Below are 26,444 nucleotides of genomic sequence, written 5' to 3' on the forward strand. Positions count from 1 at the left end.
GATTCGCCGCACAGACCTTGGCGAAGCGTTCGACGAGCTCGATGCCAAGATCAACGCGGGCATGGCGGCCTATTCGATTCCCGGTGTCGCGGTTGCTGTTTGGTCCGGCGGCCGAGAATACGTGAAGGGCTACGGGGTCACCAATGTCGATTATCCGTTGCCCGTCGATGGCGACACCGTCTTCCGCATCGGTTCCACCACAAAGACTTTCACTGGCACGGTGATGATGCGGCTGGTCGACCAGGGCGAGGTAGATCTGGATTCACCCGTGCGCCGCTACCTCCCCGACTTCGCGGTAGCCGACCGGTCGGCAAGCGCCACGGTGACCGTGCGCCAACTGCTCAACCACACTGCAGGCTGGGACGGTCGCGATGGGCAGGACTTTGGACCCGGCGATGACGCGGTGGCGCGCTACGTCAACGCGATGGCACGTCTACCGCAGCTGACTCCTCCGGGAACCGCGTTCGCCTACAACAATTCAGGTCTTGCGGTGGCGGGCCGCATCATCGAGCTCGTCACCGGAACAACCTACGAGTCTGCGGTGCGCAAGCTGCTGCTCGACCCCCTACAGCTGGCTCACACGCACTATTTTTCCGACCAGATAATCGGGCTGAATGTGGCGGCATCGCACAAGGTGGTCGATGGCAAAGCCCTTGTCGCTACCGAGTTTTGGGCGTTTCCGCGCAGCTGCAACCCCACGGGTGGGTTGATGTCCACCGCGCGAGAACAACTGCGCTACGCACAGTTCCACCTCGGCGACGGCAGGGCGCCCGACGGCAAGCGGATTCTGAGCCGACAATCGCTGCAGGCAATGCGCTCGAACCCGGGCGCGGGCGGAACACTTTTTGTCGAGTTGACCGGGATGGGGGTGACCTGGATGCTGCGCCCCTCCGCGGAGAATGTGACCGTCGTCGAGCACGGGGGCACCTGGAAGGGGCAACGCTCCGGTTTCGTCATGGTGCCCGATCGCAATTTCGCCATGACCGTGCTCACCAATTCCGATGGCGGATTTCATATGATCAATGATCTCTTCGCCTGCGACTGGGCCTTGCACAGATTTGCTGGGGTCACCAATCTCCCCGCCGTACCGCAGCACCTTGGCGCCGCCGACCTAGCGCCCTACGAGGGCCGCTACATCGCCGAGCAAGTCTCGCAAAATGGCAGCGTCGAGCAAACGGTCATCGACTTCCGGGCAAGGGACGGCCAGCTCGCCGGAACCCTGGACATCGTCGATGCCGGCGCGGATAGCCAAATCAGCACCGAACTGGGCCTCGCCTTCTACCGGTCCGACTATGGACTCGACCTCGGACCCGACAACAAGCCCACCGGCAGTCGATCCAACTTCGTCCGCGGAGCGGACGGCAACATCGCCTGGTTCTGTAGCCAGCACGGGCGCCTGTTCCGACGCCTGTAGCGCGGCACGGGGAAGTCAGCAGTGCAGGCGGCCGGGCGAATGCGCGCATGCCGCCTCGGTTTCGGCACCTCGGTGCGTCGGCCATGGCTAAGGTGGGCTGATGTCCCGCCCGGACGACGACAACTGGGATCTGGCGTCCAGCGTCGGTGTCACCGCGACGATTGTCGCCGCCGGGCGGGCGATGGCCACCAGGGATCCGCGCGGTCTGATCAACGATCCGTTCGCCGAACCTCTGGTCCGTGCGGTGGGGCTGGACTTCTTCACCAAGCTGATGGACGGTGACCTCGGCATGTCGACAATCGCTGATGTCTCACCGGCGGTGGCGCAGGCAATGGTCGAGGGAAATGCGGTCCGCACGAAGTACTTCGACGACTACATCCGCACCGCCACCGAAGGTGGAATTCGGCAAGTGGCGATCCTCGCGTCCGGGCTGGACGCCCGAGCCTATCGGCTGCCCTGGCCGACCGGGACCGTGGTGTACGAGATCGACCAACCCCAGGTGGTGGAGTTCAAGACGACGACCTTGGCGGACCTGGGCGCCGAGCCCTCCGCTACTCGGCGCGCCGTGCCCATCGACTTGCGCGCAGATTGGCCGAGGGCGTTGCAAGCCGCCGGGTTTGACGCGGCAGCACCGACGGCGTGGCTGGCCGAGGGATTACTGATTTATCTAAAACCGCAGGACCAGGATCGGCTGTTCGACGACATCACCGCACTCAGCGCGCCCGGCAGCACGCTGGCCACCGAATTCGTGTCCACTATCGCGAACTTCGAAACCAAGCAAGCGCGGACCATATCCAACCCATTCCGCGACCATGGCGTCGACGTCGACTTGGCAGCGTTGATCTACACCGGTCCGCGCAACCACGCCCTCGACTACCTAGGCGCCAAGGGCTGGCAACTCGAAGACATGCCGCTCGCCGAACTGTTCCAGCGCAGCGGCCTCGATGCGCCCGCTGCAGACGACAGCACCATCTTCATCAGCGGCACCTTGACCGACCGGCCATGGTAACCAAACACCCGTCAGCCGTGTCCCCCGATCGTGGGACGAAGCGTTCATCACCATTGCAGGCCGATCGGCGGAGTTCCGCGAGGCGGAATCCTCCTAGATTCGAAGCGTGCACCTCGGCGGTCCCTCACCCGATGCAACCCCCACCGCAGAAAGGCGGATTTGTGATGCGCAAAGACGGCGATAGCTGGGATCTAGCCAGCCATGTCGGCGCGACCGCGACGCTGGTGGCCGCAGGCCGCGCCAGGGCCACCAATTCGCCCGAGCCGTTGATCGAGGACCCGTTCGCCGAACCGTTGGTCCGCGCGGTGGGTATCGAATTCCTTGTCAAATGGGCGACCGGAGAGCTTCGCGCAGCCGACGTCGACGAGCCGGAAGCGGCCTGGGGTCTGCAGCGCATGACCACCGATTTGGTGGCCCGCACTCGCTATTTCGACCAGTTCCTCAACGACGCGACGGCCACCGGAATTCGGCAGGTGGTGATCCTGGCGTCTGGCCTCGACGCGCGGGGCTACCGACTGCCATGGCCGAAGGGCATGGCGGTGTTCGAGATCGATCAGCCGGAGGTGCTGCGGTTCAAGGCCGAAACGCTGGCACGGCTGGGCGCCGAGCCCACGGCGCAGCTGCGGATGGTGCCGGCCGACCTGCGGGACGAATGGCCGGTCGCGCTGCTGGGTAGCGGATTCGACCCCGCGTTACCGACCGCCTGGATCGCGGAAGGATTATTCGGTTATCTCCCCCCCGATGCTCAGGATCGCCTGCTGGACAACGTCACCGGTCTCAGCGCCCCGGGAAGCCGGATGGCCATCGAGGCGTTCGTGGGCTCGGCGGACCTGGACTCCGGGCGGGTACAACAGATCATCCGCGGTGCGACTCGCACCTGGCGCGACCATGGATTCGATCTGGACATCTGCTCGCTGAACTATCTCGGGGCCCGCAACGAGGTCTCCGGTTATCTCGACAATCACGGGTGGCAGTCGACGGGGACCACGGCCGCGCAGCTGCTCGCCGATCACGGCCTGATCGGGATGCCCGGCGATGACCACTCGCCCTCCGACAAGCCGAGCTACTACACTTCGGTTTTGGCGGCTTAAAGGGGAATACATTGCGGATTCTGGCGGTCACGCGTGCCCACAATGCCGGGAAGACCCTGGCCCATACGTTGGACTCGCTGGCCTCCTTCAGTGACGACATCTACGCGATCGACGACCGCAGCACCGACGACACCCCCGCGATTCTCGCGAACCACCCCGCGGTCACCAATGTTGTTCGCGCACGGGCAGATCTACCGTCCACACCATGGCTGATCCCCGAGTCTACCGGGCTGGAACTGCTGTACCGGATGGCCGATTTCTGTCGCCCGGACTGGGTGGTGATGGTCGACGCCGACTGGACTTTCCAGATGGACGTCGACATCCGTGAGGTGCTTGCGCGCTCGCCGGACGACGTAGCGGCGCTGATGTGTCCGATGGTTTCCCGTTGGGATGATCCGGAATACCCGGACATGGTGCCGGTGATGGGCACCGCCGAGGCGATGCGCGGGCCGTTTTGGCGTTGGTACCCGGGTCTGTATGCGGGGCCCAAGTTGATGCACAATTCGCACTGGCCGGCCAACATCACCGAGCACGGTCGAATCGGGCAGCTGGACGGAATCCGCTTGACGCACAACGGCTGGTCGACGCTCGAGGAACGGATCTCGCGCGTCAAGCACTACATGCGGCTTGATCCGGATTTTCGGCACAACTTCGGAGTGGCCTACGATCGATCCCTATTGTTCGGCTACACACTCGACGAGGTCAGCCTCCTCAAAGCGGACTACCAGCGGCGGGTGCGCGGCGACTTCGATCGGAGCGAAGCGTGTGCGCGGCTGCCGATCGAGGCGGAGCCACGCGCAATCGGCCGCGGATACGGGAGCCGCACGGACGGTTTCCATCCCGGCGTCGACTTCGCCGCTGACCCCGGCAGCCCGATCTACGCCGTAATATCCGGAACTGTCTGCTGCGCAAGCACTATCGATCACCTTTGCTCAGTGGTCATCACGAACGACGACACCGAAATCCGCTACGTGTTTCGGCCTTGCGACGGCAAACGAATCGCACTCGGTGATCGGATAAGTGCGGGAACCCGGATCGGCAGCATAGGTGCGGAAGACCAATCAACGGACGGTTACCTGCATTTCGAGACGCGGGTTGGGCGCAAACATGTCAATCCGCTTCGCTATCTGGGGAACATGGGGCTGCGGCCCTGGCCGCCGCCGGGGCGGCTGCGCGCGGTATCGGGCAGCTACCCGCCGGCCACACCATGCACGATAACCGCCGACGAATAATCTCGGGCGAGCTCAGCGCGGCGCGTGGACTGTCGGTTGATACGCCTCGATTCGTTCCAGCAAACTGCGGGCGGCCCGGATCGTCGAGCGCACCTCCTGCAGCAGTTTGGCGGGATGCTGCAGGTCCATGTCGTGCAGCCCTTCGTAACGGTCTATGCCGAAACCTACGGTCTCCATCCGAATTCCGAACGGCAGGGCCAGGGTTCGAAGCGCGTCGAAATTCTGATAGGGGACGAACGGCTGGCCGGTCACCAACAGACAACTCGATCGCTGCATATCCAGCGTCCGGGCGGTGAAGGTAAAGGTGTCTGCGGAGGTGGCGCGGCGGTTGTTGGGGTCAGGCGACGGCGCCTCGATCAGTGTGATGGGCAGCCCGAGGTCATTGCTGTCTTCGCCGAAGCGCCAAAGCATCTGGCCCCGATGCGGGCCGCCGGGACGCCGCCGCCCATGCCGTACCGCCTCGCGAGTATCCACCCCGAACGCGCCTGCCGCAGCAGCCGCCAGCAGATCGAACTCGGTACGCGCGCCCGGCGCGCAGGATGCGACCGCGTCGTCTTCGGATGGCAGCAGCCGCCGAGACGCCGCGGCCAGCACGATATGACCGATGCGATTCTCGCCCGCTAGCTCCCGCGCCAGCTGGGCCCGAAGCATGTTCGAGTATCGTCCGGTGCCGATTACCAGCATGTAGTCGAATGTTGTTCCCGTGGAACGTGTTTCATCCGTGAGGCCCAGCTGTCGTGCCAGCGCGGTGACCCTTGCCAGTTGCCAGTCTGGCAGGTCCAGACGGGGGATCATCCACCTTGCCCCGCCACCGGCGTCTTGGCACCGCACTTGCTCGCCGCGGAGTGCCCTGGTCCGGCTCCGGTAATCCCATACCGCGCTGAACACGTCCAGGGAGGCCAACCGGGCTGCCAGGCTGTCGTGCCGCGGGAAAACTCCGCCGAACATCGCCACCAACTGCGCCAACGCGTCGTGGGAACTCCAGGCATCGACCTCCGTGACCAGTGATGCCAAAAACTCATCATCCAACTCGCTGCAACGCATCGCCACCTCAGTCGCATCGTTTACTTCGATTTCTGGCTCTCTGCACACGCCATAAAACCAGCCGCATGGAAAAGCCTAACTGCGGTGATCTATGTCAAGGCGCACTTTTTTGGCGACACTCGCTATCGCGGGGCTCACCGGGGAGCCAAGGCGCCGCTGAACCCGTCTTGCTCGTAGGCGTATTGGGGCTGATCCTTCGCCCACTGGATATAGCGGTCGATGCCTTCCCAGATGCCGACTTCGGGCCTGAATCCAATGCTTTTCGCGAGCTCGATATTCGCCGGGAAACGAGCGACCTCACCGGCGCGTGCTTCACTGTGCGCGATCTTGGCGTCGAACTTTCCGGCGATGTACTCGACAATATCCTTCACCCGAGTGTTTTGGCCGCTGGCGAAATTGATCGCTTGCCCGCGAAGCGCGGGGTTGTGCAAAACCAAATTGTATGCGCGGACGATATCGCTTACGTACAGGTAGTCGCGTGTTGACGAACCGTCGCCGAAGATGGTGAGGGCTTCGCCATTGATGGCCTGACGGACGAGTCGCGGAATCAGCGCACCGAAACGCCCGGTCTTCTGGCGCACTCCAAAGATGTTGAACGGCCGGACAATCGTGACGTCAAGACCATAGGAGCGGTAGTAGGAGTAGCACAACCGATCGGCCGCCGCCTTCGAAGCGCCGTAGGGGCTGTTCGGTTTCAGCTCCGCTCTCTCGTCAAGAAGCTCGCCCTCCTGCAGATGGTGTCCGTCGCCATACACTTCGCAGGTGGACACGTAAATCAGCCGGTTCTTGTAGCGCCGGACCGCCTCGAGCACACGGTAGGTTCCCATGACGTTGGTTTCGAGAAAGCTTTCCGGTTCACCGAGAGACTGGTCGACGTTGATATTGGCGGCCAGATGAAAAACCACGTGGTGATCGCGCACCGCGCGATGGACCGTTTCCCCATCGGTAACCGAACCCGAGATGAAGGCCGCTCGCTCGTGCGAACGAAAGTCACTTGTGTTTCGGGTCGCGCTTTTCGATGACGTATTCAGGACAGTGACCCAATGCCCGTCGGCCAGCAGTGACTCCGATAGATGACTTCCCTGGAAGCCGGCGCCCCCCGTGACAAGTATCTCCATCTGCTGGCCTCTCGCGTATTTCGCAGTAAGTGGGAGCTTAATCGATGCCGACTCCCACCAGCCCCGCTTTTTCAGCCTGACGGTAGGCTCGGTGACGTGGCATTACCCCCCGATCCAAGCCCGACGCTGTCCGACTACGCCCACCCCGAACGGCTGGTCACCGCCGACTGGGTCTCCGCCAACCTGGGCACCCCCGGCCTGGTGATCGTCGAATCCGACGAGGACGTCCTGCTCTACGACGTCGGCCACATCCCCGGCGCGGTCAAGATCGACTGGCACACCGACCTCAACGACCCGAGGGTCCGCGACTACATCAACGGCGAGCAGTTCGCCGAATTGATGGACCGCAAGGGCATCTCGCGCGACGACACCGTGGTGATCTACGGCGACAAGAGCAACTGGTGGGCCGCCTACGCGCTGTGGGTCTTCACGCTGTTCGGCCACCCGGACGTGCGCCTGCTCAACGGCGGGCGCGACCTGTGGCTGGCCGAGCGCCGGGAGACCACCCTGGACGTGCCGACCAAGACCTCCACCGGCTACCCCGTCGTCGCGCGCAACGACGAGCCCATCCGGGCGTTCAAGGACGACGTGCTCGCCATCCTGGGCAGCCAGCCGCTGATCGACGTGCGTTCACCGGACGAGTACACCGGCAAGCGCACCCACATGCCCGAATACCCCGAGGAAGGCGTGCTGCGCGGCGGTCACATCCCCACCGCCCGGTCCATCCCGTGGGCCAAGGCGGTCGACGAGAGCGGCCGCTTCCGCAGCCGCGCGGAGCTCGAGGAGCTCTACGACTTCATCGACCCCGACGACAAGACGGTCGTCTACTGCCGCATCGGCGAGCGGTCCAGCCACACCTGGTTCGTGCTCACCTACCTGCTGGGCAAGCCCGGGGTGCGCAATTACGACGGATCGTGGACCGAGTGGGGCAACACCGTGCGCACGCCGATCGTCGGGGGTGAAGAGCCGGGGACAGTTCCGGTCCGATGAGCCTGCCCGCCCCGCTGGCCGAGGTCGTGTCCGACTTCGCCGAAGTGCAAGGCCAGGACAAGCTGGCGCTGCTGCTGGAATTCGCCAACGAACTCCCGCCCCTGCCACCCGAATTGGAGGAGCGGGCCATGGAGCCCGTGCCCGAGTGCCAGACGCCGCTGTTCCTCCACGTTGACGCCAGCGACCCGGACCGGGTGCGGCTGCACTTCAGCGCGCCCGCCGAGGCGCCGACCACCCGGGGGTTCGCCTCGATCCTGGCCGCCGGTCTCGACGAGCAACCCGCGGCCGACATCCTGGCGGTGCCCGAGGATTTCTACACCGACCTGGGGTTGGCCGCGCTGATCAGCCCGCTGCGGTTGCGCGGGATGTCGGCGATGCTCGCCCGCATCAAGCGGCGGCTGCGCGAATCGGGCCAGAATTCCGGCACCGCCTCACCGGCCTGACGGCGCGGCGCTTAGACTTCCCAGTCAGTGTAAGAAACTCTCTTAAAGAAGCCCACGGCGGAAACACGTCCGCTTGAGATATGCCAAACAGGAGGCGCAGTGGCTAGTCACGCCAGCTCGAGGATCTCCAAAGTGCTTGTCGCCAACCGCGGCGAGATCGCTGTCCGGGTGATCCGCGCGGCCCGCGATGCGGGTCTGGCCAGCGTGGCGGTGTACGCCGAACCCGACGCCGACGCGCCGCACGTGCGGCTGGCCGACGAGGCGTTCGCCCTGGGTGGCCAGACCTCCGCGGAGTCGTACCTGGACTTCGGCAAGCTCCTCGACGCGGCGGCCAAGTCGGGAGCCAACGCGGTGCACCCCGGCTACGGGTTCCTCTCGGAGAACGCCGATTTCGCGCAGGCGGTCATCGACGCCGGCCTGATCTGGATCGGCCCCAGCCCGCAGTCCATCCGCGACCTCGGTGACAAGGTCACCGCCCGCCACATCGCCGCGCGCGCCCAGGCGCCCCTGGTGCCCGGCACCCCCGACCCCGTCAAGGACGCCGACGAGGTGGTCGCCTTCGCCGAGGAGTACGGCGTGCCGATCGCCATCAAGGCGGCCTTCGGCGGCGGCGGCCGCGGCATGAAGGTGGCCCGCACCATCGAGGAGATTCCCCACCTGTACGAGTCGGCGGTCCGTGAGGCCGTCGCCGCCTTCGGCCGCGGCGAGTGCTTCGTCGAGCGCTACCTGGACAAGCCGCGCCACGTCGAGGCGCAGGTGATCGCCGACCAGCACGGCAACGTCATCGTGGCCGGCACCCGCGACTGCTCCCTGCAGCGCCGGTTCCAGAAGCTGGTGGAGGAGGCGCCGGCGCCGTTCCTGACCGACGCCCAGCGCAAGGAGATCCACGAGTCGGCCAAGCGCATCTGCAAGGAGGCGCACTACTACGGCGCCGGGACGGTGGAGTACCTGGTCGGCCAGGACGGCCTGATCTCGTTCCTGGAGGTCAACACCCGCCTACAGGTCGAGCACCCGGTCACCGAGGAGACCGCCGGCATCGACCTGGTGTTGCAGCAGTTCAAGATCGCCAACGGCGAAAAGCTGGACCTCACCGAGGATCCCACGCCGCGCGGCCACGCCATCGAGTTCCGCATCAACGGCGAGGACGCCGGCCGCGGCTTCCTGCCGGCGCCCGGCCCGGTGACCAAGTACGAGACGCCCAGCGGGCCGGGGGTCCGGCTGGATTCCGGTGTCGAGGCCGGTTCGGTGATCGGCGGCCAGTTCGACTCGATGCTGGCCAAGCTGATCGTCTACGGCGCCACCCGCGAGGAGGCCCTGGCCCGCTCGCGCCGTGCCCTGGACGAGTTCCACGTCGAAGGGCTGGCCACCGTCATCCCGTTCCACCGCGCCGTGGTGTCCGACCCCGCGTTCATCGGCGACGAGAACGGCTTCTCGGTGCACACCCGCTGGATCGAGACCGAGTGGAACAACACCATCGAGCCCTTCACCGGTGGCGAGCCCCTCGACGAGGAGGACGCCCGGCCCCGCCAGACGGTGGTGGTGGAGGTCGGCGGCCGCCGGCTCGAGGTGTCGCTGCCCGGCGATCTGGCCCTGTCCAACGGCAGCGCGGGCGAGGCCGGTGTCATCCGCAAGAAGCCCAAGCCGCGCAAGCGTGGGGCCCACTCGGGTGCGGCGGCCTCCGGTGACGCGGTGACCGCCCCCATGCAGGGCACCGTGGTCAAGGTCGCGGTCGAGGAGGGACAGGAGGTCGCCGCGGGTGACCTGGTCGTGGTCCTCGAGGCGATGAAGATGGAGAACCCGGTCACCGCGCACAAGGACGGGGTCATCACCGGACTCGCGGTGGAGGCCGGCGCGGCCATCACCCAGGGCACGGTGCTCGCCGAAATCAAGTAACCGGGCGAACAATAATCCCCGGAAACAGTTGTCGGGCTCGCCCTGCGCGGGTACCGTTCGGGGCAGGTTGAGTTCACAGCCGTCCGGATCACGTCAAGGCGCGCGGGGCAGGTGAATTCCCTGTCCTGAAAAAGCACTCCTGACGTCTTCGCGCATCCTGCTTTCGGATGGAGTCAGTAATGTCTGTGGCCCAATCTTGGCAACACAGCCGCCCGGCGCATTTCACCGCGCGCTGGGAACCCACGGGGACCCTGATCACGGTCGACGGTGAGCTCGATGCCGCCAACGCCGACCAGCTGGTGGCCTACGTGCGGCACGGCATCGGTCGCACCCGGCGCGTGATACTGGACCTGCGTGGCCTGAAATTCATTGGCACAGCCGGGTTTTCGTCACTGCACCGGATCAACGTGGTGTGCTCGGGCGCCCAGGCGTCCTGGGCGATGGCGCCCAGCCCGGCGGTGGCGCGTCTGCTGCGGATCTGCGACCCCGACGGCACTCTGCCGGTGACGACGCCCGCGCTCGAGCCGCTGTTGGGACAGCTGTGGGACGGCGAGGAAGAGCCGCGCTCGCTACTGCAATTGGTCACGCAGCCGCGTTAGCGACTTCGCCAGCAGGCGGGAGACGTGCATCTGCGAGATGCCGACCCGTTCGGCGATCTGTGTCTGCGTCATCGACTCGAAGAACCTGAGCACCAACACCGTTCGTTCCCGCTCGGGCAGCGCCTCGAGCAGTGGCCTCAGCGACTCCTGATCCTCGATGCGGTCCAGCCCGGTGTCGACGTCGCCCAGGGTGTCGGCGATCGCGCGGGCCTCGTCCTCCTCGCTGCCGCCCCCGCTGTCGATGGACAGGGTGTTGTAGGAGCTGCCCGCCACCAGGCCCTCGACGACCTCCTCGCGGTCCATGCCCAGCTCGGCGGCGAGTTCGGTGGCGGTGGGCGCCCGGCCCAGGCGTTGCGACAGCTCGGCGGTGGCGGTGCCCAGCCGCAGGTGCAGTTCCTTCAGGCGCCGCGGCACCTTGACCGACCAACTGTTGTCCCGGAAGTGCCGGCGGACCTCGCCCATGATCGTGGGCACCGCGAACGACACGAAGTCGGACCCGGTCTCCACGTCGAAGCGGACCACCGCGTTGACCAGACCGACGCGCGCAACCTGCACGAGGTCGTCGCGCGGTTCGCCGCGGCCCTCGAACCGGCGGGCGATGTGATCGGCGAGCGGCAGGCAACGCTCGACGATCTTGTCCCGTTGACGCTGGAATTCCATCGAGTCCGGAGCGACATCGGCCAACTCGCGGAACATGTCCGGGACATCGGCGTATTCGTTCGGGCGCGAGACGGAACCGCCGGCAGCTGGTGGGGTCACCTGCTGGAGGCCGCCCGTCGCGCCGTCAGCGTGATACCGAAGACGCTGCCGGTTTGGTTGGGTTCGCGACCATCGTGGAAGGTCTGGACGTCGTCGGCCAGCGACGTCAGCACGTGCCAGCTGAAGCTGCCGGGCGCCACCACGTCGTGGGTGTCGCACGCCGCGGACGCCTCCACCACCAGTTGGTCGTCCTGCGGGTCGACCACGACCACCAGGGTCGCGTCGGGGGTGGCACAGCGGATCAACCGGGTGCACACCTCGTCCACCGCCAGGCGCAGGTCGGCCACGGCGTCGAAGTCCAGGTCCTCGAAGGTGCCGATCGCGCCGACCAGCGTCCGGAGCATCGCGAGGTTCTCCAGGCGTGCCGCGACGTGCAGCTCGACGGCGCGATGGCCACGCTGGCGTTTGTTAGTGCGCAATCCCGCGTCGTTCATGTGGTCTCCCGGCAATGGTTGACTGACACTACTACCACCCCTCAGCCCGCCGTGTACCGGCCGTTCGAGCCGATTAGTCATGGCTGCCGCCGTATCCGGCACAACAAAAGCGCGCCTGAACCACCGATCCGGTTCGGGCGCGACGGCTCAAGCGCGTGGCGGTGATCGCCGGAATCGCGCTGGTCGTGATCGTTGTTCTCGCTATAAGCATCGATATCGGTGTCGTCGTGATCCTGGCCCCATGATGGGGTGACCACGCTGACGCAACCCCTCTGGCACTCATCATGGTGCCCAGTTGATACCCACTCGGGGAGGTGGGTAACCCCTCGCGTTTGCTTCCCGGCAAAAACAGGACGGACCTCGGGTCGGCCGCGCCGACGGGGCTCCTAACTGGCGGGTCGCTGCCGGTAGACCTCGGGGTGTTCGGCGTACCAGCGATCGGCGATCCGCCGAATCCGCCGGTGCTCCACCGCCACCCACGCCAGCCCGAGGACGGCGGCGATGATCGCGAGCACGCCCGCGGTCATGCCCTCGTGGTGGTGTCCGGTACCGAAGGCCGCCAGGCTTCCGCACCCCCCGATCACGCCGGCCACCACCAGCAAATAACCGGGCCAGTGCAACACGTCGATCAACGACTCCCCGGCGAGCGGCCGCGTTGTCCTCAGATGGTCGACGGGGTCATGAAAGGTGTCTCCCATGGCTGCTCCTAGTGGAGATCTCTTGCGCAGCTCAATACGGGTTGCACCATCAACGGTAGATCGCCCGGAAGGCTTTTGGCGAGACCCTCCTCAGAGAGGCAGCGCCGGACCCGCGATCGGGGCCACGCCCAGCGCCACCATCAAGACCATCAGGGTGAACAGGAACCAGCCCGCGCCGTGCCAACCCCACCAGGTGCCCTGCGCCTTCCACACGCGATAGGTGCGCAGGAACGCCCACAGCCCGGACGCCAGCAGGATCAACGGTCCCCCCACCGCCAGCAGCGTCCGCTGCGGCGCGCCGCAGGCGACCGTGTCGACGCCATTGCTCGGGCAGGTGCTCACCCACAGCGCGGCCATGACCAGAAAGACCACCGCCGCAGCGGCGGCCACGACAGCGAACCGGATGGCGGCGCGCACCTCGCCGTCTTCCTGTCCCAAGCGGTCACCGCCGGACCGCTCATCCGCCTTGTGCATTCGTGCCCCTCATATCCCCCATGTGGCCAACGCATTGTTCATCGTTTGCTACGTCGCAATAGTTACCGCGCAATGACGAATTGTCCGGCGACCGGCCGGGCAACCGCGCTGGCACCAAGCGGAAAGCGCATGGGTTCAAATACCCGTCGGCAAACCCGGCAAAACCGCCCCGGCGCGTCGACGTCACCGTCAATTACTCCGACGAATCATCGCTGGCCCGGGGCTTGGAGGCCGGAAAGACACAATGTGGTTGGTGTCTCAGCACCGATGAGTACTATCTCTGACATGCCGACAGCCCGAAGGCGCTTGTCCCCCGAGGATCGACGCGCTGAGCTGCTCGCGTTGGGGGCGGAAGTCTTCGGAAAGCGACCCTACGACGAGGTGCGGATCGACGAGATCGCCGAGCGCGCCGGAGTGTCGCGGGCGCTGATGTATCACTACTTCCCCGACAAGCGGGCCTTCTTCGCCGCGGTGGTCAAGGACGAGGCCGATCGGCTGTACGAGACCACCAATATGGACGACGCCACCGGCCTGACGATGTACGAAGAGGTGCGGACCGGCGTCATGGCCTACATGGCCTACCACGAGCAGAACCCCGAGGCCGCCTGGGCGGCGTACGTCGGGCTGGGCCGGTCGGACCCGGTTCTGCTGGGCGTCGACGACGAAGCCAAGAACCGCCAGCTCGAACACATCATGAGCCGCATCCACGACCTGGTGGCCGACATCTCGGGGGCCAAGCTGGAGGCCGAGGTGGAGCGCGACCTGCGGGTGATCTGTCACGGCTGGCTGGCGTTCACCTTCGAACTGTGCCGCCAGCGCATCATCGATCCGACGATCAACGCCGAACGCCTCGCCGACGCGTGCGCGCACTCGCTGTTCGACGCCATCGCCCGGGTGCCGGAGATACCCGAGGAACTCTCGCACGCGATGGCGACGGCCCGGATCCAGCCGCGCTGACCTTTTGTCGGTGGGCCTTGGCACCATGGTTGGGTGACCACCCGTGAGCCGTTGAGCCGTTTCAGCGCGACCACGCGCGAATGGTTCACCAGCACGTTCGCCGGGCCCACCACCGCGCAGGCGCAAGCCTGGGACGCCATCGCCGACGGCGACAACACGCTGGTGATCGCGCCGACCGGATCCGGCAAGACGCTCGCCGCGTTCCTGTGGGCCCTGGACAAGCTCGCCTCCGATCCCGCCGGCCCGGCCGACAAGCCGCGCGGCACCCGCGTGCTGTACGTGTCCCCGCTCAAGGCGCTGGCGGTCGACGTCGAACGCAACCTGCGCACCCCGCTGGCGGGCCTCACCCGCATCGCCGAGCGCCACGGCCTGCCGCCGCCCGACATCAGCGTGGGCGTCCGCTCCGGCGACACCCCGCCCGCCGAACGCCGCCAGCTCATCGCGCGGCCCCCCGACGTGCTGATCACCACGCCGGAGTCGCTGTTCCTGATGCTCACCTCGGCCGCGCGCGAAACCCTGGCCGGCGTGCAGACAGTGATCGTCGACGAAATCCACGCCATCGCCGCCGGCAAGCGCGGCGCGCACCTGGCGCTGTCGCTGGAGCGGCTGCAGGATCTGTCCCACGAGCTGCGGGACGCGCCGCCCGCGCAGCGCATCGGGTTGTCGGCGACGGTGCGCCCGCCCGAGGAGCTCGCCCGGTTTCTGTCGGGAGCAAGCCCGACCACCATCGTGGCGCCCCGCGCGGCCAAGACCGTCGAGCTGACGGTGCAGGTGCCGGTGCCCGACATGGCCAACCTGGCCAACAACAGCATCTGGCCCGACGTCGAGGCGCGCCTGGTCGACCTGATCGAGGCGCACAACTCGACCATCGTGTTCGCCAACTCGCGGCGGCTGGCCGAGCGGCTCACCGCGCGGCTCAACGAGATACACGCCGAACGCTGCGGGGTGGACCTGTCCGGCGAGACCAACCCGAAGGTGGCGGGCGGGGCGCCCGCCCACATCATGGGCAGCGGCCAGACCTACGGCGCCGAGCCGATACTGGCGCGCGCCCACCACGGCTCGGTCAGCAAGGAGCAGCGGGCGCTGGTCGAAGAGGACCTCAAGCGGGGACTGCTCAAGGCGGTGGTGGCGACGTCGAGCCTGGAGCTGGGCATCGACATGGGCGCCGTCGACCTGGTGATCCAGGTGGAGGCGCCGCCCTCGGTGGCCAGCGGCCTGCAACGCATCGGGCGGGCCGGCCATCAGGTCGGGGAGGTGTCCCAGGGGGTGCTGTTCCCCAAGCACCGCACCGACCTGATCGGCTGCGCGGTGACCGTGCAACGGATGCTGGCCGGCGAGATCGAGACCATGCGGGTGCCCGCCAACCCGCTGGACATCCTGGCGCAGCAGACCGTGGCGGCCGCCTCACTGGAGCCCCTGGACGCCGACCGGTGGTTCGACACCGTCCGCCGCAGCGCCCCCTTCGCGACGCTGCCACGCAGCGTGTACGAGGCCACCCTGGACCTGCTGGCGGGCAAGTATCCGTCCACCGAGTTCGCCGAGCTGCGTCCCCGCCTGGTCTACGACCGCGACACCGGCACGCTGACCGCGCCGGTCGCCGCGCAGCGGCTGGCCGTCACCTCGGGCGGCGCCATCCCCGACCGCGGCATGTTCACGGTCTACCTCGCCAGCGAGGCGGAGAAGCCGTCGCGCGTCGGCGAACTGGACGAGGAGATGGTCTACGAGTCGCGGCCCGGCGACGTGATCTCGCTGGGCGCCACCAGCTGGCGGATCACCGAGATCACCCACGACCGGGTGTTGGTGATCCCCGCGCCCGGCCAGCCGGCCCGGCTGCCGTTCTGGCGCGGCGACGACGCCGGCCGGCCGGCGGAGCTGGGGGCCGCGCTGGGCGCGTTCACCGGGGAGCTGGCCGGGCTCAACCGCGACGCCTTCGACGCCCGCTGCGCGGGCCTGGGCTTCGACGCCTACGCGACCGACAACATGTGGTCGTTGCTGGACGAGCAGCGCACCGCCGCCGGGGTGGTCCCCACCGACACCACCCTGCTGGTCGAGCGGTTCCGCGACGAACTGGGCGACTGGCGGGTGATCCTGCACTCCCCGTACGGGCTGCGGGTGAACGGGCCGCTGGCGCTGGCGGTGGGGCGGCGGCTGCGGGAACGCTACGGCCTCGACGAGAAGCCGACCGCCTCCGACGACGGCATCGTGGTGCGGCTGCCGGACGTCCTGTCCGACACCGGCGAGTCCCCGCCGGGCGCCGAACTGTTCGTCTTCGACGCCGACGAGATCGATCCCATCGTCACCGCCGAGGTGGGCGGCTCGGCGCTGTTCGCCTCCCGGTTCCGGGAGTGCGCGGCACGGGCGCTGCTGCTGCCCCGTCGCCACCCGGGTAAGCGGTCGCCGCTGTGGCACCAGCGCCAGCGGGCGGCCCAGTTGCTGGACGTGGCCCGCAAGTACCCGGACTTCCCGGTGGTGCTGGAGACCATCCGCGAATGCCTGCAGGACGTGTACGACGTCCCCGCGCTGACTTCGCTGATGGCCGGGATCGCGCAGCGCAAGGTGCGGGTGCTCGAAGCCGAGACGGCGCGGCCGTCGCCTTTCGCGTCGTCGCTGCTGTTCGGTTACGTCGGCGCGTTCATGTACGAGGGTGACACCCCGCTGGCCGAGCGCCGGGCCGCCGCGCTGTCGCTGGACAGCACGCTGCTGGCCGAGCTGCTCGCCGCCGGCGAGCTGCGCGAGCTGCTCGACGCGGACGTCATCGCCGCGACGGGCCGCCAGCTGCAGCACCTGTCGGAGGACCGGGCGGCGCGCGACGCCGAGGGCGTCGCGGACCTGTTGCGGCTGCTGGGTCCGCTGACCGAGGACGAGGTCGCCGCCCGGGCCGGCGGTGCCGAGGTGGGCGGCTGGCTCGAAGGCCTGCTCGCGGCCCGGCGGGCCCTGCCCGTGTCGTTCGCCGACCGCGGCTGGTGGGTCGCCATCGAGGACATCGGCCGACTGCGCGACGGGGTCGGGGTGCCGGTGCCGCTGGGCGTGCCGGCCGCCTTCACCGGGGCGGTGGCCGACCCGCTGGGCGAGCTGCTGGGCCGCTACGCGCGCACCCACACCCCGTTCAGCACCGCCGAGGCCGCGGCCCGCTTCGGGCTGGGGTTGCGGGTCACTGCCGACGTGCTGGGCCGGCTGGCCGCCGACGGCCGGCTGGTGCGCGGCGACTTCGTCGCCGCGGATCACCCTGAGGGGGCCGGCGGCGAGCAGTGGTGCGACGCCGAGGTGTTGCGGGTGTTGCGGCGGCGCTCGCTGGCCGCGCTGCGCGCGCAGGTCGAGCCGGTGAGCACCGCCGCGTACGGGCGGTTCCTGCCGGCCTGGCACCGGATGCCCACCGGGCATTCGGGCCTGGACGGGCTGATGTCGGTGATCGACCAGCTGGCCGGTGTCCGGATGCCGGCCTCGGCGATCGAACCGCTGGTGCTGGGTCCCAGGGTCCGCGACTACAACCCCGCGATGCTCGACGAGCTGCTCGCCGCCGGGGAGGTGACCTGGTCGGGCGCCGGGTCGATCTCGGCCGGCGACGGCTGGCTGGCGCTGCACGTGGGCGAGTCCGCGCAGTTGACCCTGGCGGCGCCGGCCGAGATCGACTTCAACAACGCCCACCGCGCGATCCTGGACACCCTCGCCGGCGGCGGCGCGTACTTCTTCCGCCAGCTGGGCCAGGACGGGATCCCCGACGCCGAGCTCAAAGCCGCGCTGTGGGAGCTGATCTGGGCCGGCTGGGTCACCGGTGACACGTTCGCGCCGGTGCGCGCGGTGCTCGGCGGCGCCGGGAGCCGCAAGCGCTCGGCCCCGGCGCACCGATCGCACCGGCCGCCGCGGCTGAGCCGGTACAGCGTCGCGCACGCGCAGTCCCGCCCGTCCGACCCGACGGTGGCGGGCCGATGGTCGGCCCTGCCGGTGCCCGAGCCCGATTCCACCATGCGCGCCCACTACCAGGCGGAGCTGCTGTTGGGCCGGCACGGCGTGCTGACCCGCGGCGCGGTGACGGCCGAAGGAGTCACCGGCGGGTTCGCCACGCTCTACAAGGTGCTGAGCACGTTCGAGGAAGCCGGCCGGTGCCAGCGCGGCTACTTCGTCGAGTCGTTGGGCGGCGCCCAGTTCGCGGTCGCGTCGACCGTCGACCGGCTGCGCACCTTCAGCGAGGGCATCGACCCGGAGCGCCTGGAATACCGGGCGGTCGTGCTGGCCGCCGCCGACCCGGCCAACCCCTACGGCGCCGCGCTGCCGTGGCCCGGCTCGGGCGCGGAGGGCGCGCGGCCGGGCCGCAAGGCCGGCGCCCTCGTCGTGCTGGTCGACGGCCACCTCGCCTGGTTCCTCGAGCGCGGCGGCCGGACCCTGCTCACCTTCACCGACGACCCCGCGGCGCACCGCGCGGCGGCCGCGGCGCTGGCCGACTTGGTCGCCTCGCGGCGCGTGGCGTCGATTTTGGTCGAGCGCATCGACGCCGCGCCGGCGCTGCAACCGGGCGGGCCCGGGTCCGAGGCGGCGGGCGGGCTCGTCGACGCCGGGTTCGCCCGCACCCCGCGCGGGCTCCGGCTCCGGTAGGGCCGCAACAGCCATGCCCGAAGGCGACACCGTTTGGCACACCGCGGCCGTCCTGCGCCGGCACCTGGTTGGCCGCACCCTGACGCGCTGCGACGTCCGCGTCCCGCGGTACGCCACCGTCGACCTCACCGGACAGCCCGTCGACGAGGTGCTCAGCCGGGGGAAGCACCTGTTCATCCGGGTGGGCCCGGCCAGCATCCACTCGCACCTGAAGATGGACGGCAGCTGGCGGGTCAGCGAGCGGCCGGTGCGCGTCGACCACCGGGCGCGAATCGTCCTGGAGGCCGGACCCGTCCGGGCGGTCGGCGTGGACCTGGGCGTGCTGGAGATCCTCGAACGCGACCACGACGGCGACGCCGTCGCGCACCTGGGGCCCGACCTGCTCGGCGAAGATTGGGACGCCGCGCTCGCCGCCGCCAACCTGGCGGCCCAGCCGGACCGGCCGCTGGCCCAGGCGCTGCTCGACCAGCGGGTGCTGGCGGGGATCGGCAACGTGTATTGCAACGAACTGTGTTTCGTCAGCGGCCATCTGCCCACCGCGCCGGTGAGCGCCGTGGCCGACCCGCACCGTCTGGTCTCCCGCGCCCGGGACATGTTGTGGCTGAACCGGTTCCGCTGGAACCGCTGCACCACCGGCGACACCCGGGCCGGCCGGCAGCTGTGGGTCTACGGGCGGGCCGGCCAGCGTTGCCGTCGCTGCGGCACCCCCATCGCCTACGACGGCTCGGGCGAGCGGGTGACGTATTGGTGCCCGTCCTGCCAGCGCTAATCCCGAGCGTGCGCCAGGAAGAACTGCGCGATCGCTTCCGACCCGTCGAGCGCCCGGGTGGTGGGCCCGATGATCGCCTTCGGCAGGTACTGCCGGCCGCCCGGCCAGGTGTGCCCGCCGCTGTCGATCTGGTAGAAGACCACCTCGGTGGACGCCGCGCACCCGGTGGAGTCGAAGCGGCGCACCGCGGTCCCGTCGCCCACGTTGGGCAGCGCCTGGACCGACGGATCGCCTTGGCACCCATCGGCCGAACGCCACTTGTTCACCATGCTGTCGGCGGAGATGGAGTGGCTGACCCCGCCGCGGCCGCGCACGACCCCGCCTTTGAACGGCACCAGCGGGTCGGCGGTGCCGTGCGCCTCCCACACCGACACCGGCCGCGACGGATTGCACGCCACCCCAACCCCCAGGGTGCCCGCCACCGGAGCGACGGCGGCGAACACGTCGGCGCGGTCGCATGCCAACCGGTTGGACATGAAGCCCCCGTTCGACATCCCGGTGACGAAGACGTGCCCCGGGGGAATGCCGTAGTCGTCCCGCAGCTTGCCGACCAGCCCCACCAGAAAACCGACGTCGTCGATGTGCCGGCGATCCGCCGGCGACGCCCCGCGCCCGTCGGCCCAGCTCTTGTCGTAACCGTCGGGGTAGACGACCAGCAGGTTGTGGGCGTCGGCGACGGTGTCGAAGTCGGTCAGACCCCGCTGCCCGTTCCCGGTCCCGCCGCCACCGTGCAGGCTCAGCACCAGGCCGACCGGCGTCCCCGCCGGCACGTGCAGCAGGTAGGTTCGGTCCATGCCGCCGGAACGGAACGTCCCGGATGCGTCCCGGGCGGCGGCCGCAGACACATGCCGCACGCCGCAGCCGACGAGGCACACCGCCAGAAGGGCCAGCAAAGACCAGCGCACGTACGGCATCTTCACCTACACCGACGGCGCCGACGCGAAAGCCGATCCGAGTGTGGCGATGGCCGCAATATGATTGATCCTGCACCGCGCGGTCCCGCAACATGAGAATGTTCGGGCAGCCCCCGCTGTCAGCGAGCAACGGCACTTCGATGTCACGGGAGTATCAGAAATGACGAGCACCCAGGTACGCAACCCCAGCCGGTCGCGGCTGCTGGTGGCTGGCGGCGTCGTCCCGGCGGCCGGGCTGCTGAGCGTGCTGGGATTGACCGCGTCCGCCCACGCCACGGCCACCGATGACGCCTTCCTCGCCGCGCTGACCGCCAAGGGCATCAACTACGAATCACCCGAGACCGCGATCCGGTCGGGGCATCTGGTGTGCCAGGAGCTGGACTCGGGCCAACCTCCGCAACAGGTGGCGAACGACGTCATGAGCAACAGCCACCTCGACGGCTACCACGCCGGCTATTTCGTGGGCGTGAGCATCCGGGCGTACTGCCCGAAGTACGGGGCGCAGGCCTGAAAGTTAACAGGCAGTTGACAGATTCGTGACAAGTGCGCGAATAAAATCGACCTGGACATAATCCTGAGAACTCGAAGGCCAAATGATTCCCAAACTTTTGGTCGGCGTTGCACTTGCGCTCGGCGCTGCTGGTTGGACGGCAGCAACCGCAACCGCCGACCCAAGCCCCTTCAACACCCTCAGCTGCAGCTGTCAAGAGACCGCTCCGGCGGGCAGCACGACCTTGATTGACAAGGTCGACCGGGGAATCCAGCAAGGCCTTTTCGACGTGCCGGTCATCGACGTCGAACACTAAAGCTCAGGCCCGCCGCCGCATCCGCCGCTCGATGTAGTGGTAGCGCGCGGCCCGTCGCCGGACGCGAAACGCGTGCCCGCGGGTGCGATGCGGCTGGCCGACATGGTTCATCGGCTCGGCGTAGAACATCAGCTTGGCGAGCTCGACCAGGACCAGGTACACGATCACGAAGCCGCCCAGCACGGCAAAGAACTGCCACGGCAGCGGCGTGAAGCCCAGGGTGTGCGCCACCGGTGAAATGGTGATCAGGGCGCCGATCGCGACCACGCTGACCGTGGTGACGGCCAGCAACGCGCTGGGCCGGCTGCGGAAGAACGGCACCATGCGCGTGCGGATCGCGAAGATGATAAGAGTCTGCGTCGCAAGCGATTCCACGAACCAGCCGGTGCGGAACTCGACCGCGCCGGCGTTCAGCACGCCCAGCATCAACCCGAACGTGAGGAAGTCGAACAGCGAACTGATCGGACCGAAGATCAGCATGAACCGGCGGATGAAGGCGACGTTCCAATGCGAGGGCGCCTGCAGCTGCGCCGCGTCGACCCGGTCGGTGGGGATGGCCAGCTGCGAGGTGTCGTAAAGCAGGTTGTTCAGCAGGATCTGGCTGGGCAGCATCGGCAGAAACGGCAGCAGCGCCGACGCGGCGGCCGCGCTGAACATGTTCCCGAAATTGCTCGACGTGCCCATCAGCACGTACTTGATGGTGTTGGCGAAAATGCGCCGGCCCTCGGCCACCCCGGTGGCCAGCACGCCCAAATCCTTTTCCAGCAGCACCACGTCGGCCGCGTCCTTGGCCACGTCGGTGGCGCTGTCCACCGAGATCCCCACGTCGGCGGCGTGCAGGGCCAGCGCGTCGTTGACACCGTCGCCGAGGAAGCCGACCGATCGCCCCTTGCGGCGCAGCGCGGTGATCAGCCGGGCCTTCTGCTCGGGCGAGATGCGCGCAAAGATCGTGTTGTGCTGCGCGACGCCGGCGAACGCGTCGTCGTCCAACGGGTCGAGTTCGGCGCCGGTGACCGTGCCCTTGGACGCCAAACCCAGGTCGGCGCACACCTTTTCGGCCACCCGCGGATTGTCCCCGGTGGCAATCTTCAGTTCGATGCCCAGGTCAGCCAGCTCGGAAAGCGATTGGCGCGCAGCGGCTTTGGGCTCATCGGCGAAGACCAGAAATCCCGCGAGCGACAACTCGCATTCGTCCGCCCCGGTCAGCGTCGTCATCGCCGGGGCCGGTTTGACGGCCACGGCCACCACCCGGCGCCCCGCGGCGAACAACGCCGCCAGCGTTTCCTCCGCCTCCGGCGGGACGGCGTGGCACTGGGCCAGCACCTGCTCGGGCGCCCCTTTGACCACCAGCACCCGATTTCCGCCGTCATCGATCAGCGCCGAGGTTGCCCGGCGTTCGTGGTCGAACGGCAGCACCGCCACCCGCTGCGCGGCCTCGCCGACCAGTTGATGCGCCTGCGGGGACTCCCACAGCGCGGCGTCGAGCGGATTGGCGCTGGCGCCACCGGTTTCCGGGTCCACGTCGGTGGCCAGCAGACCCGATCGGCGCACCGAGTCGCTGTGCGCACCGGCGGCGTCCACCGAGTCGACCAACCGGATCCGGCCTTCCGTCAGCGTGCCGGTCTTGTCGGTGATGAGGATGTCGATGTCGCCGAGGTCCTCGATGCACACCAACCGCTTCACCAGCACCTTGGCCTTGGCCAGCTGCCGCGACCCGGTCGCCAGGCCGGTGCTGACGACGGCGGGCAGCAACTGCGGGGTGATGCCGACGGCGATCGCCAGCGAGAACAGCACGGAGTCGATGATCGGCTTGCGCAGCAGCAGATTGCTGATCAAGATGACCACCATCAGCGCGACGGCCACTTGCAGCAGCAGGTAGGAGAACCGCCGCAGCCCCACCTGGAACCCGGTCTCGGGTTGGTGTTCGTCCAAACCCGCTGCGATGCGGCCGAATTCGGCGTCCTTCCCGGTCGCGTACACCACCCCGACGCCCTCGCCCGCGCTGACGATGGTGCCCATGAAGGCCAGGTTGGTCGCGTCGGCCAGGCCGGTTTCGGACGGCACCGGTTGGGGCGACTTCTCCGACCCGGTCGACTCCCCGGTCAGGATGCTTTCGTTGCACTCCAAACCGTTGACCTCGATCAGCCGGACATCGGCCGGCACTGCCTCGCCCAGCGACAGCCGGATCACGTCCCCCGGCACGAGCGCGGTGACCGCGAGCGAGACGAACTGCCCGTCGCGGCGCACCACGGCGTTGTGGTGCACGCTGGCATGCAGGTCGGCGGCCGCCCGCTCGGCGCGGTATTCGTTGATGAACCCCAGGCCGATGCTGGCCACCAGGATGATCCCGATGATCACGGCCTGCATGCTGTCGCCGAGGAAGTACGAGACGACGGCGGTGCCGGCCAGCAGGATCAGCACGGCGTTGCGCAGCTGACGGCCCAGCACCGCAAGGACATTGACGCGATGGGTGCGCACCGCGTTGGGTCCGTAGCGCTCCAGCCGCGCGGCCGCCTCCGCGCCGGACAACCCCGCGGGGGAACTGCCCAGCCGGCGCAGCACCTCGTCGACCGGAGCGGCGGCGACGAGTTTCGCGCTCAAGGCCGCCGAGTCCGGCCGCAGATCCGCGTCGGCGGTCATAGCCAGTCGCGACGTTTGAACATCACGTAGATCACCACCATCAGGATGAAGATGAGACAGGTACTCGCAATGAATCCGGCGAGGTGGCCGAAGCCCGGATAGGGCACGTTCTGACCATAGAAGCCCGTGATCGCGGTGGGGACGGCGATGATGGCCGCCCACCCGGTCAGCTTCTTCATGATGGTGTTCAGCCGGGCGTCTTGCAGCGACAGGTTGGTTTCGAAAATGGTTGTGACCATGTCGCGCAACGACTCCGTCCACTCCGAGACGCGCAGCACGTGGTCGTAGAGGTCCGCGTACAACGGGTCCAGTTCCGGGGCGGTGCCGACCTCGTGGCGGTGGTGCTGGATCGAGTTGACCACCTCGCGCATCGGCAGGGCCACTCGCCGCAGGCCCACCAGGTCTCGTCGCATCTGAAAAGTCCTGCGCTGGAAGCTGGCCCGGCCCGGCCTGCCGTCGAACAGCTCGTCTTCGATGGCTTCGACACAGTCGTCCAGGGCCTCGACCGCGGCGAAATGACTGTCGACCACGACGTCCAGCAGCCCGTGCACCAGGGCGCCCACCCCGTACTGCTGGGCGCCGATCTCCTCCCAGCGCCGCGTGACCGCGGCGATGTCGAAGTCGGGAGTCAGGCGCACCGTGATCAGACCGCGGGGCAGGACGAAGGCCGAAATCCGCTGCATGGACAGCATTCGTTGCGGCTCGTCGGTAACCTCCGCCGCGACGTGCACGGCATAGACGGTGAAGAACGTGTGCGTTTCGTACCCGGTGGCCTTGACGCGCTCGGCGGCCGCCACGGCATCTTCGACGGCCCACGTGTTGAGCCCGAGTTCGGAGGCCAAGCCGCACAACGCGTCGTGGTCCGGCTCGCACAGATCCACCCACACCAGGGCGTCGGGCTCGCGGAGGTACTCGGAGATGTCGTCGAACTGAAACTCGTCCTGTGGCTTACCGTGACGCCACAGGCGACCTTGGATGTGGGGCGCGACCTGCACGAGGCCATCCTCTCAGCCGGAGCTCGCGGCGTCCCTCAGTAGGTGGTGATCTCGTCCGGCGTGGGCAGGTCGCCGCTGACCATGAAGATGACGCGACGACCCACCTCCACGGCATGGTCGGCGAAGCGCTCGTAGAAACGGCCCAGCAACGCCGCGTCCACGGCGACGGGAATATTGTGCGTCCAGTCCCGATCCAGCAGCACGCTGACCAGCTGGCGGTAGAGCTCGTCCATCGCGTCGTCTTGTTCGCGAAGCCGCGCGGCCTGCTGCGGGTCGTGCGAAGCCAGCACCTGTTTCGCGTTGGCGCACAGGCCAATTGCCACCTCGGCCATGTCGGCGAAACACGCGCGGACTTCGTCCGGCAGCGCCCGATTCGGGTGCTCGCGCCGGGCGATCTTGGCGATGTGCACGGCCAGCGCCCCCATCCGCTCGATGTCGGCGCTGATCTGGATCGCGCTGAATATCGCCCGCAGCTCACCGGCAACCGGTTGTTGCAGCGCCAGCAAGGCGAACGCCTCTCGTTCCGCTCGGCCCCGCATCACGACCATCCGGTCGTGGTCGCGGATGACCGCTTCGGCGGCGTCGAGGTCGGCCTCCAGCAGCGCCTCGGTCGCCCGGCGCATGGCTTCGTTGGCCAGCCCGCACATCTCGCTGAGCAGGACGCTCAACTCGCCCAACTGCTGGTGATAAGCGGATCGCATAGCGCAACGGTGGCCAATGCGAGCGCATTTCACAAGGGACGAAAGCCACCCGTTAAGCCGCCGTCGGCGCCGGGTGGCCCAAAGCGGCTGCGGTTACGCGTTGTTCATGCGCGGTAAACGGTGCGTACACCCGTCGGAGTCGCGGGTTGGCCGCGGCGGCCGTACCGTTTTCGACGACGGCATCCCGCGGAGTCAGCGAGCAGGTGATGGAAATGGAGCGCGACAATCGTTTGCAGCTCAAGCCCTATCGATCCGTGTCGGAACATCTCGATGGGGCGTGGTGGCCGCGGTCGACCAGTCTGGTCGACGAATTGCCGGAGCTGGTCACGTCGATGTCGGACCGGCTGGGACAGGTGGCCTTGGTGGGCTACCGCCGCAACGGCTGGCACGAGACGCCGCCGCTGGCCGAAGTCGGCGGGCACACCATCGAGTTGCTGGGCTTCACCAGCGACGAGCCGGCCAGCCTCATCCTGATCGGGGAGAACGGGCATCACCTCACCCTGCACGTGATCCGGCCGGACACCAGCGAGGACCTGGCCCGCCAGGCGTTACAGCAAGCGGGAACGCCCGCCGACTCCGACGGCGTGCCGGTGGGCCGCGCGACCGTGGCGCGGTCGGTCGCCGACGTCGCCGACAAGCTGGCAAAGCACGAGGGGCTCGACGACGACCGCCGGACCGCCGAGATCAAAAGCTGGTGCGAGGAAGCCGCCCAACAGTTCGTCGACGCACCGGTCCAGACCTTCGTGCCCATCCTGGTCGAACACATCGTTCGCAACCGCATGATCGAAACCCGCAGAAAAGCCCCGCAGCCCGCGAACAGCCGCCGCTGAGCAGGCCTTTCACCGCCGCCATAGCGCAGCCTCAGCCGGCACAA

General features: G+C 68.0%; 23 protein-coding genes and 1 pseudogene. 14 read left to right on the forward strand and 10 right to left on the reverse strand.

Annotated features, from left to right (window positions below):
• Positions 1 to 13: 13 nt before the first annotated feature.
• From A5730_RS21645 to A5730_RS21660, 4 genes and pseudogenes are all read left to right on the forward strand, one after another.
• Positions 14 to 1,414, forward strand: a pseudogene (locus A5730_RS21645) (serine hydrolase domain-containing protein); the annotation flags it as partial.
• 100 nt (positions 1,415 to 1,514) lie between these two features.
• On the forward strand, positions 1,515 to 2,423 hold the full coding sequence (locus A5730_RS21650) for a class I SAM-dependent methyltransferase (protein ID WP_067905117.1): 909 nt from the start codon (positions 1,515 to 1,517) through the stop codon (positions 2,421 to 2,423).
• 161 nt (positions 2,424 to 2,584) lie between these two features.
• Positions 2,585 to 3,514, forward strand: a complete 930-nt coding sequence (locus A5730_RS21655; RefSeq protein ID WP_067905210.1) for a class I SAM-dependent methyltransferase — start codon at positions 2,585 to 2,587, stop codon at positions 3,512 to 3,514.
• 11 nt (positions 3,515 to 3,525) lie between these two features.
• The gene (locus A5730_RS21660) at positions 3,526 to 4,746 is read left to right on the forward strand and encodes a peptidoglycan DD-metalloendopeptidase family protein (RefSeq protein WP_067905120.1); all 1,221 of its coding nucleotides are present in this window, start codon (positions 3,526 to 3,528) and stop codon (positions 4,744 to 4,746) included.
• A gap of 12 nt (positions 4,747 to 4,758) precedes the next feature.
• Here A5730_RS21660 and A5730_RS21665 read toward each other — a convergent pair whose 3' ends face one another.
• Both A5730_RS21665 and A5730_RS21670 read right to left on the reverse strand, forming a co-directional pair.
• Positions 4,759 to 5,790 carry a hypothetical protein gene (locus tag A5730_RS21665; protein WP_231994754.1) on the reverse strand — a complete coding sequence of 344 codons (1,032 nt, stop codon included), beginning with the start codon at positions 5,788 to 5,790 and terminating at the stop codon, positions 4,759 to 4,761.
• A gap of 134 nt (positions 5,791 to 5,924) precedes the next feature.
• Positions 5,925 to 6,908, reverse strand: coding sequence for an NAD-dependent epimerase/dehydratase family protein (locus A5730_RS21670; RefSeq protein WP_067905125.1), 984 nt, complete (start codon positions 6,906 to 6,908; stop codon positions 5,925 to 5,927).
• 96 nt (positions 6,909 to 7,004) lie between these two features.
• Between A5730_RS21670 and A5730_RS21675 the strand changes: the two genes are divergently transcribed.
• The 4 genes from A5730_RS21675 to A5730_RS21690 all read left to right on the forward strand — a co-directional run bounded on the left by A5730_RS21675 (position 7,005) and on the right by A5730_RS21690 (position 10,833).
• On the forward strand, positions 7,005 to 7,898 hold the full coding sequence (locus A5730_RS21675; RefSeq protein ID WP_055405331.1) for a sulfurtransferase: 894 nt from the start codon (positions 7,005 to 7,007) through the stop codon (positions 7,896 to 7,898).
• Positions 7,895 to 8,341, forward strand: coding sequence for a SufE family protein (locus tag A5730_RS21680; RefSeq protein WP_067905129.1), 447 nt, complete (start codon positions 7,895 to 7,897; stop codon positions 8,339 to 8,341). Before A5730_RS21675 ends, A5730_RS21680 begins: the two co-directional genes overlap by 4 nt.
• Positions 8,342 to 8,440: 99 nt before the next feature.
• The gene (locus A5730_RS21685) at positions 8,441 to 10,234 is read left to right on the forward strand and encodes an acetyl/propionyl/methylcrotonyl-CoA carboxylase subunit alpha (RefSeq protein WP_067905132.1); all 1,794 of its coding nucleotides are present in this window, start codon (positions 8,441 to 8,443) and stop codon (positions 10,232 to 10,234) included.
• Positions 10,235 to 10,401: 167 nt separating this feature from the next.
• The gene (locus tag A5730_RS21690) at positions 10,402 to 10,833 is read left to right on the forward strand and encodes an STAS domain-containing protein (protein ID WP_067905135.1); all 432 of its coding nucleotides are present in this window, start codon (positions 10,402 to 10,404) and stop codon (positions 10,831 to 10,833) included.
• Here the strand turns inward: A5730_RS21690 and A5730_RS21695 are convergent.
• From A5730_RS21695 to A5730_RS21710, 4 genes are all read right to left on the reverse strand, one after another.
• The gene (locus A5730_RS21695; RefSeq protein ID WP_067905139.1) at positions 10,804 to 11,592 is read right to left on the reverse strand and encodes an RNA polymerase sigma factor SigF; all 789 of its coding nucleotides are present in this window, start codon (positions 11,590 to 11,592) and stop codon (positions 10,804 to 10,806) included. The genes A5730_RS21690 and A5730_RS21695 overlap by 30 nt on opposite strands.
• The gene (locus A5730_RS21700; RefSeq protein WP_055405180.1) at positions 11,589 to 12,026 is read right to left on the reverse strand and encodes an ATP-binding protein; all 438 of its coding nucleotides are present in this window, start codon (positions 12,024 to 12,026) and stop codon (positions 11,589 to 11,591) included. The genes A5730_RS21695 and A5730_RS21700 overlap by 4 nt, the downstream gene beginning before the upstream one ends.
• Before the next feature lie 386 nt (positions 12,027 to 12,412).
• Positions 12,413 to 12,724 (reverse strand): protein UsfY, encoded by a 312-nt coding sequence (usfY, locus tag A5730_RS21705; protein WP_067905142.1) that lies wholly within the window; start codon positions 12,722 to 12,724, stop codon positions 12,413 to 12,415.
• 90 nt (positions 12,725 to 12,814) lie between these two features.
• Entirely contained in the window at positions 12,815 to 13,198 is a 384-nt protein-coding gene (locus A5730_RS21710; protein ID WP_055405178.1) for a hypothetical protein, read from the reverse strand.
• A 285-nt stretch (positions 13,199 to 13,483) separates the two neighbouring features.
• Between A5730_RS21710 and A5730_RS21720 the strand changes: the two genes are divergently transcribed.
• From A5730_RS21720 to nei2, 3 genes are read left to right on the forward strand one after another with little or no spacing between them, the layout of a single operon-like run.
• Positions 13,484 to 14,155, forward strand: a complete 672-nt coding sequence (locus A5730_RS21720) for a TetR/AcrR family transcriptional regulator (RefSeq protein ID WP_067905147.1) — start codon at positions 13,484 to 13,486, stop codon at positions 14,153 to 14,155.
• A gap of 33 nt (positions 14,156 to 14,188) precedes the next feature.
• Positions 14,189 to 18,745 (forward strand): ATP-dependent helicase, encoded by a 4,557-nt coding sequence (locus A5730_RS21725; RefSeq protein ID WP_067905150.1) that lies wholly within the window; start codon positions 14,189 to 14,191, stop codon positions 18,743 to 18,745.
• A gap of 13 nt (positions 18,746 to 18,758) precedes the next feature.
• Positions 18,759 to 19,514, forward strand: a complete 756-nt coding sequence (nei2, locus tag A5730_RS21730) for an endonuclease VIII Nei2 (protein WP_067905153.1) — start codon at positions 18,759 to 18,761, stop codon at positions 19,512 to 19,514.
• Here the strand turns inward: nei2 and A5730_RS21735 are convergent.
• Positions 19,511 to 20,428, reverse strand: a complete 918-nt coding sequence (locus A5730_RS21735; RefSeq protein WP_067905213.1) for a PHB depolymerase family esterase — start codon at positions 20,426 to 20,428, stop codon at positions 19,511 to 19,513. The genes nei2 and A5730_RS21735 overlap by 4 nt on opposite strands.
• Positions 20,429 to 20,588: 160 nt before the next feature.
• On the opposite strand from A5730_RS21735, the gene A5730_RS21740 reads away from it, so the two are divergent.
• Together A5730_RS21740 and A5730_RS21745 are read left to right on the forward strand one after the other, a co-directional pair.
• Positions 20,589 to 20,939 (forward strand): DUF732 domain-containing protein, encoded by a 351-nt coding sequence (locus A5730_RS21740; protein WP_067905156.1) that lies wholly within the window; start codon positions 20,589 to 20,591, stop codon positions 20,937 to 20,939.
• An 82-nt stretch (positions 20,940 to 21,021) separates the two neighbouring features.
• Positions 21,022 to 21,234: a hypothetical protein gene (locus A5730_RS21745; RefSeq protein WP_067905159.1), complete on the forward strand. Its 213-nt coding sequence runs from the start codon at positions 21,022 to 21,024 to the stop codon at positions 21,232 to 21,234.
• Between the two features lie 3 nt (positions 21,235 to 21,237).
• Here A5730_RS21745 and mgtA read toward each other — a convergent pair whose 3' ends face one another.
• From mgtA to phoU, 3 genes are read right to left on the reverse strand one after another with little or no spacing between them, the layout of a single operon-like run.
• Positions 21,238 to 23,874, reverse strand: coding sequence for a magnesium-translocating P-type ATPase (gene mgtA, locus A5730_RS21750; protein WP_067905163.1), 2,637 nt, complete (start codon positions 23,872 to 23,874; stop codon positions 21,238 to 21,240).
• Positions 23,871 to 24,869 carry a magnesium transporter CorA family protein gene (locus A5730_RS21755; protein ID WP_067905166.1) on the reverse strand — a complete coding sequence of 333 codons (999 nt, stop codon included), beginning with the start codon at positions 24,867 to 24,869 and terminating at the stop codon, positions 23,871 to 23,873. The genes mgtA and A5730_RS21755 overlap by 4 nt, the downstream gene beginning before the upstream one ends.
• Positions 24,870 to 24,904: 35 nt before the next feature.
• Positions 24,905 to 25,570, reverse strand: a complete 666-nt coding sequence (phoU, locus tag A5730_RS21760) for a phosphate signaling complex protein PhoU (RefSeq protein WP_067905169.1) — start codon at positions 25,568 to 25,570, stop codon at positions 24,905 to 24,907.
• Between the two features lie 212 nt (positions 25,571 to 25,782).
• Here phoU and A5730_RS21765 point away from each other — a divergent pair, with 212 nt between their 5' ends.
• Positions 25,783 to 26,400, forward strand: a complete 618-nt coding sequence (locus A5730_RS21765) for a DUF5994 family protein (RefSeq protein WP_067905216.1) — start codon at positions 25,783 to 25,785, stop codon at positions 26,398 to 26,400.
• Positions 26,401 to 26,444 lie beyond the last annotated feature (44 nt).

Source organism: Mycobacterium sp. ACS4054 (genome assembly GCF_001667275.1).
Taxonomy (GTDB): Bacteria; Actinomycetota; Actinomycetes; order Mycobacteriales; family Mycobacteriaceae; genus Mycobacterium.